General features: G+C 61.4%; 20 protein-coding genes. 12 read left to right on the forward strand and 8 right to left on the reverse strand.

Going from position 1 to position 16190, the window contains the following annotated elements:
* Positions 1 to 10 precede the first annotated feature (10 nt).
* Positions 11 to 511 carry an RrF2 family transcriptional regulator gene (locus tag CPY51_RS18335; RefSeq protein WP_111161669.1) on the forward strand — a complete coding sequence of 167 codons (501 nt, stop codon included), beginning with the start codon at positions 11 to 13 and terminating at the stop codon, positions 509 to 511.
* A 23-nt stretch (positions 512 to 534) separates the two neighbouring features.
* Entirely contained in the window at positions 535 to 996 is a 462-nt protein-coding gene (locus tag CPY51_RS18340; protein WP_111161670.1) for a carboxymuconolactone decarboxylase family protein, read from the forward strand.
* Positions 997 to 1084: 88 nt separating this feature from the next.
* On the opposite strand, the gene CPY51_RS18345 is transcribed toward CPY51_RS18340, so the two are convergent.
* From CPY51_RS18345 to CPY51_RS18355, 3 genes are all read right to left on the reverse strand, one after another.
* Positions 1085 to 1273 (reverse strand): hypothetical protein, encoded by a 189-nt coding sequence (locus tag CPY51_RS18345; protein ID WP_111161671.1) that lies wholly within the window; start codon positions 1271 to 1273, stop codon positions 1085 to 1087.
* A gap of 262 nt (positions 1274 to 1535) precedes the next feature.
* Positions 1536 to 2327, reverse strand: coding sequence for an SDR family NAD(P)-dependent oxidoreductase (locus CPY51_RS18350; protein ID WP_111161672.1), 792 nt, complete (start codon positions 2325 to 2327; stop codon positions 1536 to 1538).
* 335 nt (positions 2328 to 2662) lie between these two features.
* Positions 2663 to 3700, reverse strand: coding sequence for a glutamine synthetase beta-grasp domain-containing protein (locus CPY51_RS18355; RefSeq protein WP_111161673.1), 1038 nt, complete (start codon positions 3698 to 3700; stop codon positions 2663 to 2665).
* A 471-nt stretch (positions 3701 to 4171) separates the two neighbouring features.
* Between CPY51_RS18355 and CPY51_RS18360 the strand changes: the two genes are divergently transcribed.
* Positions 4172 to 4354: a DUF2735 domain-containing protein gene (locus CPY51_RS18360; RefSeq protein ID WP_111161674.1), complete on the forward strand. Its 183-nt coding sequence runs from the start codon at positions 4172 to 4174 to the stop codon at positions 4352 to 4354.
* An 11-nt stretch (positions 4355 to 4365) separates the two neighbouring features.
* On the opposite strand, the gene CPY51_RS18365 is transcribed toward CPY51_RS18360, so the two are convergent.
* Positions 4366 to 5001, reverse strand: a complete 636-nt coding sequence (locus tag CPY51_RS18365) for a DUF6198 family protein (protein ID WP_111161675.1) — start codon at positions 4999 to 5001, stop codon at positions 4366 to 4368.
* 106 nt (positions 5002 to 5107) lie between these two features.
* On the reverse strand, positions 5108 to 6052 hold the full coding sequence (locus CPY51_RS18370) for a class I SAM-dependent DNA methyltransferase (protein ID WP_111161676.1): 945 nt from the start codon (positions 6050 to 6052) through the stop codon (positions 5108 to 5110).
* Positions 6053 to 6300: 248 nt separating this feature from the next.
* Here CPY51_RS18370 and CPY51_RS18375 point away from each other — a divergent pair, with 248 nt between their 5' ends.
* Genes CPY51_RS18375 through CPY51_RS18385 form a run of 3 tightly spaced genes read left to right on the forward strand, consistent with a single transcriptional unit; the run spans position 6301 to position 8457 of the window.
* Positions 6301 to 6567, forward strand: a complete 267-nt coding sequence (locus CPY51_RS18375; RefSeq protein ID WP_111161677.1) for a DUF6460 domain-containing protein — start codon at positions 6301 to 6303, stop codon at positions 6565 to 6567.
* A 2-nt stretch (positions 6568 to 6569) separates the two neighbouring features.
* Entirely contained in the window at positions 6570 to 7067 is a 498-nt protein-coding gene (locus CPY51_RS18380; protein WP_111161678.1) for a CAP domain-containing protein, read from the forward strand.
* Between the two features lie 40 nt (positions 7068 to 7107).
* Entirely contained in the window at positions 7108 to 8457 is a 1350-nt protein-coding gene (locus CPY51_RS18385; protein ID WP_111161679.1) for an MATE family efflux transporter, read from the forward strand.
* Here CPY51_RS18385 and CPY51_RS18390 read toward each other — a convergent pair.
* Both CPY51_RS18390 and CPY51_RS18395 read right to left on the reverse strand, forming a co-directional pair.
* On the reverse strand, positions 8433 to 9521 hold the full coding sequence (locus CPY51_RS18390; RefSeq protein ID WP_111161680.1) for a quinone-dependent dihydroorotate dehydrogenase: 1089 nt from the start codon (positions 9519 to 9521) through the stop codon (positions 8433 to 8435). The genes CPY51_RS18385 and CPY51_RS18390 overlap by 25 nt on opposite strands.
* Complete coding sequence (locus tag CPY51_RS18395; RefSeq protein WP_111161935.1) at positions 9518 to 9874, reverse strand: DUF952 domain-containing protein; 357 nt, start codon at positions 9872 to 9874, stop codon at positions 9518 to 9520. The genes CPY51_RS18390 and CPY51_RS18395 overlap by 4 nt, the downstream gene beginning before the upstream one ends.
* A 107-nt stretch (positions 9875 to 9981) precedes the next feature.
* On the opposite strand from CPY51_RS18395, the gene CPY51_RS18400 reads away from it, so the two are divergent.
* From CPY51_RS18400 to CPY51_RS18420, 5 genes are all read left to right on the forward strand, one after another.
* The gene (locus CPY51_RS18400) at positions 9982 to 10413 is read left to right on the forward strand and encodes a hypothetical protein (protein ID WP_111161681.1); all 432 of its coding nucleotides are present in this window, start codon (positions 9982 to 9984) and stop codon (positions 10411 to 10413) included.
* Between the two features lie 60 nt (positions 10414 to 10473).
* Complete coding sequence (locus tag CPY51_RS18405; RefSeq protein ID WP_111161682.1) at positions 10474 to 11121, forward strand: response regulator transcription factor; 648 nt, start codon at positions 10474 to 10476, stop codon at positions 11119 to 11121.
* A gap of 126 nt (positions 11122 to 11247) precedes the next feature.
* Positions 11248 to 11913 (forward strand): S24 family peptidase, encoded by a 666-nt coding sequence (locus CPY51_RS18410; protein WP_111161683.1) that lies wholly within the window; start codon positions 11248 to 11250, stop codon positions 11911 to 11913.
* Between the two features lie 14 nt (positions 11914 to 11927).
* Positions 11928 to 12719 (forward strand): thermonuclease family protein, encoded by a 792-nt coding sequence (locus CPY51_RS18415; protein ID WP_111161684.1) that lies wholly within the window; start codon positions 11928 to 11930, stop codon positions 12717 to 12719.
* A 76-nt stretch (positions 12720 to 12795) separates the two neighbouring features.
* The gene (locus tag CPY51_RS18420; protein WP_111161685.1) at positions 12796 to 13209 is read left to right on the forward strand and encodes a tellurite resistance TerB family protein; all 414 of its coding nucleotides are present in this window, start codon (positions 12796 to 12798) and stop codon (positions 13207 to 13209) included.
* A 4-nt stretch (positions 13210 to 13213) separates the two neighbouring features.
* Here CPY51_RS18420 and CPY51_RS18425 read toward each other — a convergent pair whose 3' ends face one another.
* On the reverse strand, positions 13214 to 13990 hold the full coding sequence (locus CPY51_RS18425; protein WP_111161686.1) for a transporter substrate-binding domain-containing protein: 777 nt from the start codon (positions 13988 to 13990) through the stop codon (positions 13214 to 13216).
* Between the two features lie 185 nt (positions 13991 to 14175).
* Here CPY51_RS18425 and CPY51_RS18430 point away from each other — a divergent pair, with 185 nt between their 5' ends.
* Positions 14176 to 16101, forward strand: a complete 1926-nt coding sequence (locus tag CPY51_RS18430) for a glycosyltransferase family 2 protein (RefSeq protein ID WP_111161687.1) — start codon at positions 14176 to 14178, stop codon at positions 16099 to 16101.
* The last annotated feature ends 89 nt before the right edge of the window (positions 16102 to 16190 follow it).

Raw genomic sequence — 16190 nt, forward strand, 5'->3', positions numbered from 1 at the left:
GAATGATCCGGTGAAACTCGGAGACGGAGTCGAACAGGCGATACATAGCGTCGCGATGCTTGCGGGGCTTTCCGAGGGCGGCGTGCTTTCGGCAGCAGCCATTGCCGAATTTCACGGGGTTTCGGTGAGTTATCTCCTGAAGCACCTGCAGGCACTATCCGGTGCGGGTATCCTCGAGACACTGCCGGGGCCGAAAGGCGGCTATCGGCTGGCGAGGGCGCCGCAGGCGATTACGCTGCTGGATATCGTGCTCGCAGTCGAAGGGCCGGCACCTGCTTTCCGTTGCAACGAAATCCGCCAGCGCGGGCCGAACCCGGTGTCCAGCCGCTTCTTTGCCACGCCCTGCAACGTCTCGGCCGCGATGCTGCGGGCGGAAAAGGTCTACCGGGCCGAACTGGCGAAGACTAATGTTGCCGACCTCATTGCCGAACTGACGGCACTCGACGACGGGACGATCGCAGCGAGAGGCTGCGCCTTCCTGGACATTCACGAACGCAGAGCGGCTCGCTGAGCCTCACAAAAAGGAGAAAGACCATGCATCCACGCCTCGATATCACCAAAGCCTCGCCTGAAGCCATCAAGGCCGTCTATGCGCTGGAACAGTTCGTACAGAACTCCGGATTGGAGCGCCGCTTCATCCATCTGATCAAGCTGCGTGCCTCGCAGATCAACGGCTGCGCCTATTGCGTCGACATGCACGTCAAGGAATCGCGCCACGATGGCCTGAGCGAACAGTGGATCAACCTGATGTGTGTCTGGAAGGAATCGACCGTTTACGACGCTCGCGAGCGCGCGCTGCTTGGATGGGTCGATTCGGTCACCAATATTGCCCAGACCGGCATACCGGACAGCGACTTCGAAACGCTGAAGGCGCATTTTTCGGAAGAGGAGATCATGAAGATCACCGTCACCATCGGCGCGATCAATACCTGGAATCGCCTCGCCGTCGGCTTCCGGTCGCAGCATCCGGTCGACAAGGTCGCCAAGGCTGCGTGAGGCCAAGGCCCATCGCGCTTAACCGGAACAGATGAGTTCTACAGATGAGCCAGGCCCCGAAATGCAATGAGGGGCTTGGCACTGAATCTCAGCAGGTTTTCAGACGGTAGCCGATGCACATCGTCGTGCCCCAGGATCCCGCGGCCTCGACGATCGCGCCTTCGGCGACGAGCTTGCCTGCGGTTTGCTTGTCTGCGAGACGGATAGGATAGACCGTCCCGTGAAATCCAGTCGCGTTCTTTATGTCTTTCAACAAACGCTCTTCATTATTCGACATTATTTCCCTCTTCACCCGATTTTCCTACAAGGCGACGCTGGCCCTTTGGGCCCTACGTACCTTCAATCGGTTGCCCTTTTGTGACGGCTTGTGAGCCGTACCAAAGGACGCCGGACAGTTACCCGGCGTTGAGGTCAGTTGTGGTGGAGACCGTCGCAAAACGGCCTCCCTCGCCTGCCTACTCGTAAACCTTTTGTGAACGTGCCGCGACGACGACGTGGTTGTCAACAGGTTTGACGACAATTTCTGCCAAGACTTTCGTCTAGCCGATGGTCGAGAGCAGGCCGCCTTCGACGCGGATGGCGGCTCCGTTCGTGGCTGCGGAGAGCGGGCTTGCGAGGTAAGCCACCATCCCGGCGATCTCCTCGGGTTCGATCATTCGCTGCAGCAGCGACGAGGGACGGCCCTTGGCGAAGAACTCGGCCTCGATGGCTTCCGGCGTACCCTGCGGGTCGCTCGAGACGCTCTTCAGGAAGTCGATGATGCCCTCCGAGCGGGTCGGCCCCGGCAGAACGGAATTCACCGTGACGTTCGTCCCCTTCGTCATCTCGGCCATGCCGCGCGAGATCGAAATCTGTGCGGTCTTGGTCATCGCATAATGGATCATGTCCTTGGCAGGCGAGAGACCCGTCTCGCTGGAGATGAAGATGACGCGGCCCCAATTGCGTTCCAGCATGGCCGGGAAATAAGCGCGCGCCAACCGGGCACCGCTCAGCACATTAACCTCGAAGTATTTCTGCCAGTCGGCATCGGAGATCTCGGCGAAGGGCTTGCTTTCGTAGATGCCGAGATTGTTGACCAGAATATCGATCCGGCTGACGGCGGCGATCAGCGCGCTTGCGCCCTCGGCAGTTGCCACGTCGGCCAGAATGCCGCGCACAGCCTTGCCACCCGATGCCCGGATGCTCTCCACGGCCTGATCGAGCTTTGCCTGGCTGCGGCCGGTGACGATGACGTCGGCGCCTTCCACTGCCAGGGTGCGTGCGATTTCGAGGCCGATGCCGGCGGTCGATCCTGTGACAAGCGCCGTCTTGCCGTTCAATTTCAAGTCCATGTCAAAACTCCTGAGGTTGCGTTGACGGGAATGTAGGATCGATGCGGCTGCGCGATTATTGCCACGCCGCGATCAGCACTTGTGAAATGAGATCACAAATGGCGCGGCTTCAGTCTTTGTCGTCATGCATGGCGTTGTCCCGAACCTGCTGCACACATCCGGGCGGCAAGCATCGGCGCTCGGCAGATGATAATCCGCCCGGCTCGACATCGGGAATGTTTATTTGGGAAGGTTTTGTGGGTCGCGGCGGCAAGACGTCGGGCAATCGAAGGCGACGTCTGTGCGACAAAGACAATCGTGGCGTCGACGGAGCCCGTCGACGCCACGAGGATTACTTAGGCAGCAGCGGAAACGCTGTCGATCGAGACTTCCGAGATCGTCTTCAGAACCTGCGAAGCGATCTGGTAGGGGTCGCCCTGGGAGTTCGGGCGGCGGTCTTCGAGGTAGCCCTTGTAGTCGTTCTTGATGAACGAGTGCGGAACGCGGATCGAAGCGCCGCGGTCGGCAACGCCGTAGCTGAACTTGTTCCACGGAGCCGTTTCGTGCTTGCCGGTCAGGCGCTTGTCGTTGTCAGGACCGTAAACGGCGATGTGGTCGAGCAGGTTCTTGTCGAAGGCAGCCATGAGCGCTTCGAAATAGGCCTTGCCGCCAACTTCGCGCATGTACTTGGTCGAGAAGTTGCAATGCATGCCCGAGCCGTTCCAGTCGGTGTCGCCGAGCGGCTTGCAATGATACTCGATGTCGATGCCGTACTTTTCCGTGAGGCGCTGCAGCAGGTAGCGGGCCATCCAGATTTCGTCGGCGGCCTTCTTGGAGCCCTTGCCGAAGATCTGGAATTCCCACTGGCCCTTTGCCACTTCGGCGTTGATGCCTTCGTGGTTGATGCCGGCTGCGAGGCAGAGGTCGAGGTGCTCTTCGACGATTTCGCGAGCGACGTCGCCAACGTTGGAATAGCCGACGCCGGTGTAATACGGACCCTGCGGAGCGGGATAGCCCTGTTCCGGGAAGCCGAGCGGACGGCCATTCTGATAGAAGAAGTATTCCTGTTCGAAGCCGAACCAGGTGCCTTCGTCATCGAGGATAGTGGCGCGGGCGTTCGTGGCGTGCGGCGTGACACCGTCCGGCATCATGACTTCGCACATGACGAGAGCGCCGTTCGTGCGGGCCGGGTCAGGATAAACGGCAACGGGCTTCAGCACGCAATCCGAGCTTCTTCCTTCAGCCTGCATCGTCGAGCTTCCATCGAAGCCCCACAGCGGCAGTTCTTCGAGCTTCGGGAATTCCGAAAATTCCTTGATCTGTGTCTTTCCGCGTAGATTTGGTACCGGTGTGTACCCATCGAGCCAGATGTACTCGAGTTTATACTTTGTCATTACGCACCTCATAATAGGTTGATCATGCGAAGCAGGTCGAAAACTCCAGGCGTGTCCGCCAGAAATAGTCAGCCACCAACGGCTGATGTGTGACATGCATTTGACATGCCAAACCGCGCGTTGCCGGTCCCTGGCCGGGTTTGACGGACGGACGGGTTGCGCTCCGGATACGGCTTGCACCGAATTTTGCGCGGCAGCCTGACGAACGCTCGACCCCCTTACAGCCGGACAAACCTCGACATTTGGAACTGGAAAGCCGCTGCAGCTGCGGCACTGCGACAAATTGAACCGGGGGCGCAACCGATCCTTAAAAGGTCCTTATTAGCGGACTGAAAATGACGGATATGCCTATATTTTCAACGTTTTGCATTTTTTTTGAGCAAATGGAACGAATCCTGTGCGAGCCGTGTTATACTCGGATCATTCCTCGGCGTGCCAACCCTGGGATTGAGAAAAGAGAGAGACGTTCACATGACGATGAACACCCATCGCGATACTGCAAAGATCTACCAATTCCCTGTCGGAGGGCGCGCGAACATTGCGCGCGGCGACGGCAAGTTCACAGTCGAAGCACCGCCTGTGCATGTCTGCGACACCGGCAGCTGGTATCATCAGGCAGCTGTGCTTGAGGCAGAAAAACCCCGCAAGCCCTGAGTTTGCACCGACTAAAGCGCGATGTAGCGGTCCGACCGATGGTTGATGGCCACGAAAAGATTGAGCACGATCGCGCCGAGCACCGAACATGAGACGACATAGGGCGTGGTGACCGCGAAGGCGACGACCAGGACGCACATGTCCACCACCAGCTGGACCAGACCGGCTCGAATGCCAAAACGCTCCTGGAGATAAATTCCAAGGATGCCGACACCGCCGAGGCTCGCGCGGTGGCGAAAGAGGGCAAGAAGCCCGAAGCCCAGCAATATTCCTCCGAGGATTGCCGACCAGACCGGGTGGATGCGAGCGATTTCCAATAGCTTTGGCTGCAGGTTTGTCAGCAGAGACGTCAGCGCGATTGCGATGATTGTCTTGACGGTGAACGCCCGGCCGAGCTGCTTCCAGGACACATAGAAGAACGGCACGTTGACCAGGAAGAACGCCAGGCCGAAATTCACGCCTGTCGCGTAGTGCAGCAGAAAGGCGATGCCAGCCGTGCTGCCGGTCAAAAGCCCCGCCGCCGACAGAAGGAACAGGCCGAGCGAGGATACGATGCTGCCCGAGATGATCCCCTGGACATCCTCGACTAGCGAATGCCGGGTTGCGCTGGTGTTCCAGACGCCGAGCGCATTCTTGATCCGTGTCATGCCGCGTTTCCTTGCTTTTCGCCAAGTCTGCGGAAAGCGCCCGGGATAATCAAGCACGGATGCGTAAGGGATGCTGACCTATTTGCAATTGGCAATATTCGGTCTTTCAGGCGGCTGCCCGCGTAAGGAACAGGATGCCATGGACGGGTTTGCCGGCATCCATGCGAATGACGGTCCGCCTCGACGTCTCGATCGCCATGCCGTATCTGTGGCAAATGGCGATGACATAGTCCTGCGAATGGGCGTAGCGCAGCGACGGACCGAGGCGGGTGCCCTCTCCTGCTCCCGCGTCCTCGACGGAGAAGGCGAAAATGGCGCCGGGCGCTGCAAGCTCCCTGACATTGGCAAAGACAGTCTCGAGATTGCCGAGATAGATGAAGACGTCGGCGGCCGCGATCAGATCGGCGCGATGGGCCGCGAGGTCTTGGCCGAACAATCCTGATATCGGCGCCGGCAGCGACAGGTCGGCCTGGCCGAGATGCTGGTAGACCCGCTTTTCGGCGGCCTTGGCCAGCATTTTCCGCGAGAGGTCGAAACCTTCGAACCTCTCGACGCGGTCGCTTAGCTCAGTGCCCAGCAGTCCGGTGCCGCAGCCGAGATCGACGGCAAGGCGGAAATGCCTTGATATGCCTGCGGTCTCGGCGATCAATTCAGCCAATTTGCGCGGCGCGGCATAACCAAGCTTTTCGATCAGCGATTTGTCGAAGCGCTCGGCGTAGTCATCGAACATTCGCTCGATGTAGCGGCTCGGCGGCTGGTCGGGAACATCGATGGCTCCAAGAAGCGCAAGCTTCAGGCCGGCGCCGAACATGTCGTCCGCATCGAGCGCGAGCAGATGGTGCAACGCTTCGGTAGCGCCTTTGGCGTTTCCGGCCTTGTCACGATAATTTGCAAGTCCGAACCAGCCCGCAGCCCATTCGGGCACGACTTCCAGCGCCTGCTCCATCAATTCGGCAGCGCTCGCGGGTTCGCCGCTTTCGGCCAGCATTTTCGCATAGTCTGCCCGGCGATCGGCAGTGGCGTCGCCCGAGGATAGCTGGCTTGGCAGCATGATGGTGATCCTATTGCATAATTCCTCAAGCCGGAATCGGTTTGAGAATAGGACTATGCAACGCGTCCGAGTGCTAGAGCGACCCTTGCGCGTCCTTTGCGGACCTGCGGCGCTCCAATGAGCGCCAAGGTTTGGACGCGGCCACAAAAAAACTCAAGTCCTATTTCACGCAGAACCGCCCGCTACCGGGAAAAGCGCTTGCGGCTACCCGCCGCCGCCTTTATTTCAGGGCAAACAGGAGAGACTGCATGTCGGATCAGGTGAACAGGTTCCTCGGCGATTCGCCGGCGCGAACGCTCGTCAAGCTTATCGTCGCGTCGTTGATCGTCGGCTTCGTCATGAAGGTGTTCGGCTGGCAGCCGTGGGATCTGATCGAGGGCATCCGCCATTTCATCCTCGATATCTGGCGTTCCGGCTTTGCAGCCCTTGGCAAGTTCGGCGATTACATGCTGCTCGGCGCCTCGATCGTCATTCCTCTTTTCATCATCCTTCGCGTCTTCAACTACCGCCGCTGACCATGACACTTCAAACATCGCTCTTCACACGGCGCAACGCATTGCGCTTTGCCTCACTTGCGCTCGTCTCGGGGGTCGCCAGCTGCGCGACCAAGCCGCTGGTGTTGAACGCCACCGGCGAAGACCAGACAGCGGCGGCATTGCCGCTGGTCAATGCCCTGCGCGCCAAGAACGGGCTGTCTGCGCTTTCGATCGATCCGGCTGCGAGCGCTGCGGCCATCTATCAGGCCAGGCGCATGGCCAGCCTGCGCAAGATGTCCCATCTGATCGGCTTCGGCGACGATTTCGGCCGACGGGTGAAGTCAAGCGGCGTCAGATTGCCGGCGGCGGAAAATATTGCCGAGGGCCAGCGCTCCACAAATGCCGTGGTGGATGCCTGGATTCATTCGCCGCATCACCTCGAGAACATGCTCGGTCACTATACCGGGCTCGGCGTTGCGCTCGCCTACGACGCCTCTTCCAATAAGATGCCCTATTGGTCCATGGTGCTTTCTTCGTAAAGGCGGGTTGATTCCCGCGCGATCGAGCGGGAGCTTCGACATGGATCAGGCGGCGACGCCAGAAGGCGGACTGGCATTCGAGGTGACCCACCGGCTGGTGGTCTCGATTGCCCTGCCGATGACGCTTGCCTTCATGACGACGCCGCTGCTGGGGCTGACCGGCACCGCCGTAGTCGGCCGGCTCGGCCAGGCCGAGCAGCTGGCGGGCCTTGCGATCGGCGCAGTGCTTTTCGACCTGGTCTTTGCGAGCTTCAATTTCCTGCGGTCTTCGACGACGGGACTGACGGCGCAGGCCTATGGCCGCGGCGACCTGCGTGAGGAACAGGCCGTCTTCTGGCGCGCCATGATTTCCGCACTTGCCTGCGGCGCGACACTTCTCATCCTGTCACCCGTGCTGCTGTGGCTCGGCCTGAAGCTGATGGGACCGGAAGGCGGCGTGGCGGCAGCCACCCGCACCTATTTCTCAATCCGCATGCTGGCGGGGCCGGCAGCGCTTGCCAACTACGCCATCCTCGGGTTCGTGCTCGGGCGCGGCCAGGGCAGCATCGGGCTGCTGCTGCAGACGCTCATCAACGGCATCAACATCGTGGTTGCCATCGCGCTTGGGCTCGGCCTCGGCTTGGGGGTGGCAGGTGTCGCCTGGGGGTCGATGATCGGCGAGACGGTCGGCGCCATCGCAGGGCTGGTCATCGTGGCCAGGGGCTTTGCGGGCGCGCCGCGTCCCTCCCGATCCGATCTGTTCTCGCGGGCGAAGCTGGCGGAGCTTTTCGCGCTGAACCGCGACATCCTGATCCGCACCTTCGTGCTGCTCGCCGCATTCACGCTGATGACCCGGATCGGTGGGCATTTCGGCGCGGTGACGCTTGCCGCCAATGCGGTTCTCATGAATTTCGTGCTGATTTCGGCCTTCTATCTCGATGGCCTTGCGAACGCGGCCGAGCAGATCACCGGACGGGCGATCGGCGCCGGCTACCGGCCGGCCTTCGATCGCGGGCTGAAGCTCACCATGCTCTGGTCGTTCAGCCTTGCCGCCGTCGCCACGGTATTCTTTCTCGGACTTGGCCCACGCATCATCGCCGTGCTGACGACATCGGAAGATGTTCGCGCGGCGGCCGAGGCCTATTTGCCCTATGCCGCGATCACCGGGCTTACGGGCGCGCTCGCCTATCTGATGGACGGCGTGTTCATCGGGGCGACATGGTCCAGCGACATGCGAAACCGCATGCTGCTCGCCTTTGCCGGCTACCTCCTGGCGCTGGCCGTCCTCGTGCCGCTGCTCGGCAACACCGGATTGTGGCTGGCGCTCAACGGCTTCCTGCTGTTTCGCGGGTTCTTCCTGATGCTGCTGGTCAAGCCTCGGGCCGATCAGACCTTTCGGCCGGCCCAGTAGTCGAGCCGGCTGTCGCGCAATGTCCGGATGGAATTCACGCCCTCGCGGTCGAGAAGCGCCGACAGTCCGCGAAGGATGTTCGCAGGCAGGCCGGGGCCTTCGTAGACCATGCTGGAATAGAGCTGCACCAGATCGGCGCCGGCGCGGATTTTCTCGAGCGCCGTCTCCGCCGACGAGACACCGCCGACGCCGATGATCGGCATCGCGGGGCCGACGCGTTTGCGCATTTTCGCCAGCACCGCCGTCGACTTCTCGAAGACCGGCTTGCCGGAAAGGCCGCCCGCCTCCTTCGCCTGCCGCTGGTCCTTCAGCCCGTCGCGTGCAAGCGTCGTGTTGGAAACGATCAGGCCGTCGAGATCGTGGGCCAAGGCTTCGGCGGCGATATCGTCCATGCCCTCCTCTGTGAGGTCAGGAGCGATCTTCAGGAAGACCGGCAGCGTCTTACCGACCTTTGTCGCTTCCTCGTTCCTTGCGGAAAGCACCGCCGACAGCAAGGCCGCCAGGCTCTCGCGCCCTTGAAGATCGCGCAGGCCGGGCGTGTTCGGCGAGGAGATGTTGGCGGTGAAATAGGCTGCCACGGAATAGAAGCGGCGGATGCCCCTGACATAGTCGTCGACGCGATCGGAACTGTCCTTGTTGGCGCCGATATTGACCCCGATCAGGCCGCTGCCCCGGATCGCGGCAAGGCGGCGAAACGCCGCTTCATGCCCTTCGTTGTTGAAGCCGAGGCGATTGATGACGCCTTCGTCCTCGACCAACCGGAAAATGCGCGGACGAGGATTGCCGGACTGGGGCTTCGGCGTGACCGTGCCGATCTCGGTGAAGCCGAAGCCGAGCTTCAACAGCGCCTTGGGCACCTCCGCGTTCTTGTCATAGCCGGCAGCCATTCCCAGCGGATTGGCGAAATCGAGGCCGGCGACCGTCTGGCGCAGCCTGGGATCATCCTTCAAGCGGCAGGTCGGCACGAGGCCGGATTTCAGCGCGGCGATCGACATCCCATGCGCGGTTTCCGGATCGAACATGAACAGGCCGCGACGGCCGATATCCTTGAAGGCGCCGATCATTCCGATATCTCCGGAAAGACATGCGCACCATCCGGTCCGACCGGCAGAGGCTTTTCCCAGAACACGGCTGCGAGCGGCAGCGGCGCATAGAGATGCGGAAAGAGATCGCCGCCGCGCGAGGGCTCGAACACCAGTTTTTCTCCGAGCGCGGCAGCATCGATGGCGACAAGGAGCAGACCGCCCTTTCCGGCGAAATATCGCGCGGCGGTCTCCTTCGCCTGGCTTGCGGTCGAAAGATGAATGAAGCCGTCGGTCAAATCGATCGCGGCGCCATTAAAAACGCCGGATTGTCTGGCTTCCTGCCAGAGTGTTTCCGGCACGATCTTGTAAACCACTGGCGTCACGGCCATCATTCCCATCGGCAAGGTTATTCTTGTTAGGGCTTTGCCGAAAAGCGGCGCGGATGTCCACGGTCTGACCTCAATATTTGCGCCGGAACGCAGAAAATCCGGAGGATGACATGACCAGAGAAATGGCATTCGGCCTTACGGCCTTTCTCCTCGGCGCAACTGCTCTGCTGCCGGGGACCAGCCTTGCGATCGAGCCGGGGGCGGAGCGCTTCGAGCTGAAACGGAGCGGCGACCATTTCGTTCGCCTCGACCGCCAGACCGGCGCGATGTCGCTCTGCGAAGACCTGAACGGCAACCTCGTCTGCCGCATGGCCGCCGACGAGCGCGCCGCCTACGACGACGAGCTCGACCGGCTCTCCAGCCGCGTGACGGCACTTGAAAAGACCGTCGCCCAGAACGGCGGTGCGCCGAAGCTGCCGACCGACGCCGAGGTCGAGCGCTCGATCGGAATCATGGAGCGAATGATGCGAAGCGTCATCGGCATGGTGAAGGAGTTCCAGGACAACCCATCCGACGACAAGGCTCTTCCGCAGAAGACCTGAGCGCTATAAGAATATAGGAATAGCGGGAACGGGGCCGCGAGCTCTTGGGAGGGAGCTTGGATGAGCGAACAGACCATCATCATTGCCGACGACCATCCGCTGTTTCGCGGCGCCCTCCGCCAGGCCGTCAGCGGCATGGACGGCGAGCAGGCGATCGTCGAGGCCGGCGACTTCGAGGCGGCGCGCAGGGCGGCAAAGTCGCACCCGGATGCCGACCTGATGCTGCTCGACCTCGCCATGCCCGGCGCCAGTGGTTTTTCCGGGCTGATGTCGCTTCGTGCGGAATTCGCCAGCCTGCCGATCGTCGTCATTTCGGCGACCGACGACAGCACGACCATCCGCCGGTCGCTTGAACTCGGCGCATCCGGCTTCATCTCCAAATCCTCCGGGATCGACGACATCCGCCATGGCGTCCAGACGGTGCTTGCCGGCGACATATTCACCCCACGATCCTACCAGGACGGACAGGAGCAGGACGCCGAGGTCGCCGACCTCATCCACCGGCTGCAGACGCTGACACCGCAGCAGAGCCGCGTGCTCGCGATGCTGAACGAGGGCCTGCTCAACAAGCAGATCGCCTATGAACTCAACGTCTCGGAAGCAACGATCAAGGCGCATGTCTCGGCGATCCTGTTGAAGCTGAATGTCGACAGCCGTACGCAGGCGGTGATTCAACTCGGCAAGATCAACATGGCGATGGTCGCGTGACTGACGTAAAAAGCTGGCAGAGAGGATTTTATTCCTCTCTCGCCCTTTACTCACGAATGGGCCTCCGCTAATCTTGTCGCCGATGGATAGATGCCGGAAATCCGGCTTTTCGGGTGCTAGGCGAAGATGCTGTCACACGGGCAAATATGGGGCGCGATCGACGGGCTTGCCGAACGGCATGATCTGACGCCGTCCGGCCTTGCCCGGCGTGCAGGCCTCGACCCGACCTCATTCAACAAATCGAAACGGCTGAGTTCCGATGGCCGGCTGCGCTGGCCCTCGACGGAATCGATCGCCAAGGTGCTGGATGCGACCGGGGCGAGCATGGAGCAGTTCATGAGCTTCCTGCGGCCCGAAGGCGGGGGCAGCAGCATGCCGGAAGGCGCCTTCCCGCCTCAGGCAGGCTCCATCCCGCTTTTGGGCTTCGCGCAGGCCGGAGCAGGCGGTTTTTTTGACGATGGCGGTTTTCCGGCGGGTCAGGGTTGGGATGTCGTGGAGTTTCCGGCCGGGCCGGCGCAGAAGGCCGGTGTCTATGCGCTCGAGGTTCAGGGCGAAAGCATGATGCCGCTTTACCGCGACGGCGACGTGCTGATCGTCGAGCCCGGGGCCCAGGTACGGCGCAACGACCGCGTTGTCGTGAAGACGCGCGAAGGCGAAGTCATGGCCAAAGTGCTTTTGCGCCAGAGCCCGCGCTCGATCGAACTTTTGTCGCTCAATCCCGAACATCCCAACCGCAACCTTGAGCTTTCGGATGTCGAATGGATTGCCCGGATCATCTGGGCCAGCCAATAGGAAAGTTTTCTCCGATGAGGACGACGGCCTTGGCGACAGGATTGGCGGGAATTGCGGCGGTTGGCGTTCTATTGGCGATGGGTGCATCCTATCTCGACAGGGCTCCTGCTGTCGGTTCCGGCGGCATTTTCGCAAACCTTGCGACAAAGGATAAAGGCACACCGGCCGCGACTGCCCCAACCGTCGTGGACACGACGTTGACGACTGGGACTTCGCCGAGCGGCAAGACGGCCGGCACGTCGGACGTCGTTCAGGCACAGAGCGCGCCGACTGCAACCGCGCCATCCGAGCCGCAGCCCGCAGCGCCCGTCGCCGAGACGCCGCCAGCAGCGCCGCCGCCGGCCGATGCGAAGACAGTCGAGCTGAAATCAGTTGATCTGGGGCGGCTCTATGCAGAGAACGCCGGACTGCTCGTCATCGGCGACAAGAAGCTGCAGCTTTCCGGCATCGTGCCGACCGATCCGAACCGGACCTGCACCGGACCCAGCGGCAAGGAATGGCCTTGCGGCACGATAGCGCGAACGGCGCTGAGGGCATTTCTGCGCGCCAGGGCGATCACCTGCGATCTGCCGAGCGCCGAGTGGCAGGGCACCGTCACCGCCAATTGCCGCTACGTCAAAACCGACCTCAGCGACTGGCTTGCGCGAAACGGCTGGGCGGAGGCAGAGGCGGGCTCGTCGCTCGTTGCTGCTGCGGATGACGCACGCAAGGGCAATCGCGGCATCTACGGCGACGACCCCCGTAAAGAACGGCCATCGACGCTGGCGCCGCCACCGGTTCGGGAAGATCCGCTGAACCCTATGTGACGACGGCTCCGGCCCTTGTCATCCGCTATTCGACTTCCTACTCTGGGAATGAACAACAAAGGACTTTGCCGCAGAGATGAACAGGCCGCTTTCCGCCCATGAGGCATTGATCTACGTCATGGTGATGGCATCCGCCGTCGACCGGACGATGAACGACCGCGAGCTCGGCCGGATCGGGGAGCTGATCCAGGCGCTGCCGGTCTTCAACGGCTTCGACGAGGACCGGCTGATTGCGGTGTCGCGCGATTGCGCCACTCTGCTGTCCGGGCCGGAAGGTCTCGATATCGTGCTCGAGACCGTGCGCGACACCCTTCCCTCACGCCTCTACGACACCGCTTATGCGCTCGCCGTCGAGGTGGCCTCGGCCGACCTTTCCGTGAAGGCGGAGGAGCTGCGGCTGCTGGCATTGCTGCGCGATCGCCTCGAACTCGGCAAGCTTACCTGCGCCGCCATCGAGCGCAGCGCTATCGCCCGATACCGCAAGGGCTAGAGCGTCAATACAATCCATAGGGAAAGTAACGCAGGTATATCTCCTGCAGGCGGCCGTTGCGCGACAATGTCGCCAATGCGTGATTGATCGCGGCGGTCAGCTCGCCATCCTGTTGCCGCAGCATGATCGTCATCCCCTCGCCGAGGAACTGCTGCGAGAGATAAGGGCCGTCGAACAGCGCGCAGCATTTTTCCGCGGCCGGGGAGGAGACCCAGAAGGATAGCTGCAGGCCATCGGCGAAGGCGGCATCGACCTTGCCATCCTTGACGGCTGACAGAAGCGCTTCCTTGCTGTCGAAAGCGACGGGCTTGATCGCCGGAAAGAAGGCGGCGAGCATCGCCTCATGGGCGGTTGCCTTGACGACGCCGACGGGATGCCCGGCAAGACTTGCCGCCGTCTCTCCCTTGACCGGCGCCGTCTTGAGATTGCGAATGAAACGAGCCGGCAATTGCAGGAAGGGCCGCGAAAAAGCAAATCGCTGTCTGAGCTCTGATGTTACGGCGATGCCGGCCATAACGGCATCTCCTTGCGAGGCCGCCAGGGCTTCCTGCAAATCGCCGAACGGCATTGCCTGGATCTGGCATTTTTCAGCGATACCCAGTTCGTCGCAGATTTCACGGGCCAGATCGACGTGGAAACCGGCAAGCTTGCCCGTCTGATCCGCGAAATTGAACGGGGGAAAATCGACGGAGGTCAGGAAACGCAGCCGCACCAGCAACGAGAGGTCCGGTTTCGGCAGACGCTCACGCGAATCGAAAAGGACGGGCAAATTCGAAGCCATCGTGCCCTCCCCCAAAGCGGGTGCGGCGCATGAAAATGCAATCAAAATCGCGCTCAGCGTGCATAGACCCCTTAAATTGAGGGATGTAAGCGGCGGCCATATCACTATCATCCACTCCCGGCGTTAGATTTTGGAGGCGTCTTCAATATGGGGGCACCGATCTTCCGGGACTGTGTAACAGAGTCATGCGCATCGGGGAATATCTGCCGCACGCGACTATCGCAGTTGAAAGCAAGCCGATAGCGGCCGCGACGAAGCCACAAATCCCCTGGGCCGATGCCGCTGAGCTGAGCGAAGACCTCCGTTTTGAAATGGGGATACTCGCCGGGCTTGGCGTCGGTAAACCCGCCCTCGAGAAGGCGGCTCAAAGTGCCACTGTCAACAGGACAAGCATCGAGCGGGAGTTGCTCGCCAATGGACTGGTTCAGGAATGCGCCTATTACGGCGCGATAGCCCGGGCGTTGCGCCTGCCCTGCGTCGACAGCATCGCGGACGGTGCGGTCGCCGATGGTTCCAAGCTGGACAGCCAACTGTTGAAGCCGACGATGCTGAGGCTGACGCATTCCCGCCGTGCGCCGCTGACGGCGATCGCACCGGAGGCCCGTCGCATCGACGAGATCCGCAAATCCATCATTCGCTATCCAGACCTCCGACATTCGCTCGCCGTCGCAGCGCCTTCCACCATACGCGCGGCAGTATGGCGGGCGGGGGCCGCGCGCCGAGTGCGCGATACCGTCACCGCATTGTTCGAGACGCGGCCGCGCTTCAGCGCCCGTGTGGTCTTCTATGGCAACCAGGGATTCTATGCCGGTATCACGGTCAGCGTCATCGCTGCCGGGCTGATGGTCAGCGACGCCGGCCAACTGCTGTTGCATGTCTTTCTGTCGACGCTCTATCTTACCGCCCTGTGGCTGCGGGCCATCGCCGTCATCCAGCGTCGGCATAAGCGTTTGCTCCCCGCGCTGCATAGCGACGTGCCACTGCCGGTCTATACCGTCATGGTTGCCCTCTACCAGGAAGCGGGACTTGCCGAGCAACTCGTTGCGGCATTGAAGCGCATCGACTGGCCTGCCTCGCTGCTGGACATAAAGCTTGTCTGCGAGGCGGACGACCAGGAAACAATTCTTGCATTGAGGGAGCACTGCCTTGGCCCCCAATTCGAGATCGTCGAGGTGCCGCCGATGCAGCCGCGGACCAAGCCCAAGGCGCTGACCTACGCGCTTGCCGGCGCGCGTGGCGCCTACCTGGTGGTCTATGACGCAGAGGATCGCCCGCACCCGCAGCAGCTGCGGGAAGCGCATGCCCGCTTTGCGAGCGCGGCCGCTGATGTCGCCTGCCTGCAAGCGCCCCTCGTCATTGCCAACAGTCGCGAATCCTGGATCAGCGCGTTGTTTTCACTCGAATATTCCGCGCTTTTTCGCGGCCTCCTGCCGATGCTGGCGACCCATCGGATGCCGCTTCCCCTTGGTGGTACGTCCAATCATTTCCGCACCGATATCCTGCGCGCGGTCGGCGCCTGGGATCCCTTCAATGTCACCGAAGATGCCGATCTCGGCATGCGGCTCTATCGGCTCGGCTATCGCTCGGAGGTGATATTGCGGCAAACCCTCGAGGATGCGCCGACCAGTATCGGCATCTGGACGCGCCAGCGCACGCGCTGGTTCAAAGGCTGGCTGCAGACCTGGCTGGTGCTGATGCGCGATCCCGGAGGATTGCGCCGGGAAATGGGCGGCAAGGCCTTTGCGGTCTTTCACCTCCTCATCGGCGGCATGCTGATCTCGTCGCTTGCACATCCGCTGATGGTCGTCTTCCTCGTGCGGTCGAGCATTGCGATGTTCGCCACCCCGGGCAGCCAACCGTTGATCGGCGAAATGGTCCTGCTTACCGTCGACTTCGTGAACATCATCGGCAGCTATGCCACCTTCATCATCCTCGGCCACGCATCGATGACCAAGCATGAACAGAAGCAAATCGGTTGGCGGTGGATGGCCGTGCCGCTCTACTGGATGATGGTATCGCTTGCCGCTTGGCGCGCCGTTTTCGAACTTCGATCGAACCCGTTCTTCTGGCACAAGACGCCGCACACGCCATCTTCCAGGATCGGGAAATAGAGGATGAATAGCCGTTGCGCCGACTATCAATCCGCATATTGACATTATGCGCGAATGAGAACATTTGTAGAACGAACAAGAGGTGAGAT

It is taken from the genome of Arminella tubonensis (genome assembly GCF_003240585.1).
GTDB classification, from domain to species: Bacteria; Pseudomonadota; Alphaproteobacteria; order Rhizobiales; family Rhizobiaceae; genus Rhizobium; species Rhizobium tubonense.

Bases quoted from the DNA above. Each gene is read 5' to 3' on its own strand.
- CPY51_RS18340 (WP_111161670.1), top strand. From the start codon at position 535: ATGCATCCACGCCTCGATATCACCAAAGCCTCGCCTGAAGCCATCAAG.
- CPY51_RS18345 (WP_111161671.1), bottom strand. From the start codon at position 1,273: ATGTCGAATAATGAAGAGCGTTTGTTGAAAGACATAAAGAACGCGACT.
- CPY51_RS18350 (WP_111161672.1), bottom strand. From the start codon at position 2,327: ATGGACTTGAAATTGAACGGCAAGACGGCGCTTGTCACAGGATCGACC.
- CPY51_RS18355 (WP_111161673.1), bottom strand. From the start codon at position 3,700: ATGACAAAGTATAAACTCGAGTACATCTGGCTCGATGGGTACACACCG.
- CPY51_RS18360 (WP_111161674.1), top strand. From the start codon at position 4,172: ATGACGATGAACACCCATCGCGATACTGCAAAGATCTACCAATTCCCT.
- CPY51_RS18365 (WP_111161675.1), bottom strand. From the start codon at position 5,001: ATGACACGGATCAAGAATGCGCTCGGCGTCTGGAACACCAGCGCAACC.
- CPY51_RS18370 (WP_111161676.1), bottom strand. From the start codon at position 6,052: ATGCTGCCAAGCCAGCTATCCTCGGGCGACGCCACTGCCGATCGCCGG.
- CPY51_RS18375 (WP_111161677.1), top strand. From the start codon at position 6,301: ATGTCGGATCAGGTGAACAGGTTCCTCGGCGATTCGCCGGCGCGAACG.
- CPY51_RS18380 (WP_111161678.1), top strand. From the start codon at position 6,570: ATGACACTTCAAACATCGCTCTTCACACGGCGCAACGCATTGCGCTTT.
- CPY51_RS18385 (WP_111161679.1), top strand. From the start codon at position 7,108: ATGGATCAGGCGGCGACGCCAGAAGGCGGACTGGCATTCGAGGTGACC.
- CPY51_RS18390 (WP_111161680.1), bottom strand. From the start codon at position 9,521: ATGATCGGCGCCTTCAAGGATATCGGCCGTCGCGGCCTGTTCATGTTC.
- CPY51_RS18395 (WP_111161935.1), bottom strand. From the start codon at position 9,874: ATGATGGCCGTGACGCCAGTGGTTTACAAGATCGTGCCGGAAACACTC.
- CPY51_RS18400 (WP_111161681.1), top strand. From the start codon at position 9,982: ATGACCAGAGAAATGGCATTCGGCCTTACGGCCTTTCTCCTCGGCGCA.
- CPY51_RS18405 (WP_111161682.1), top strand. From the start codon at position 10,474: ATGAGCGAACAGACCATCATCATTGCCGACGACCATCCGCTGTTTCGC.
- CPY51_RS18410 (WP_111161683.1), top strand. From the start codon at position 11,248: ATGCTGTCACACGGGCAAATATGGGGCGCGATCGACGGGCTTGCCGAA.
- CPY51_RS18415 (WP_111161684.1), top strand. From the start codon at position 11,928: ATGAGGACGACGGCCTTGGCGACAGGATTGGCGGGAATTGCGGCGGTT.
- CPY51_RS18420 (WP_111161685.1), top strand. From the start codon at position 12,796: ATGAACAGGCCGCTTTCCGCCCATGAGGCATTGATCTACGTCATGGTG.
- CPY51_RS18425 (WP_111161686.1), bottom strand. From the start codon at position 13,990: ATGGCTTCGAATTTGCCCGTCCTTTTCGATTCGCGTGAGCGTCTGCCG.
- CPY51_RS18430 (WP_111161687.1), top strand. From the start codon at position 14,176: ATGCGCATCGGGGAATATCTGCCGCACGCGACTATCGCAGTTGAAAGC.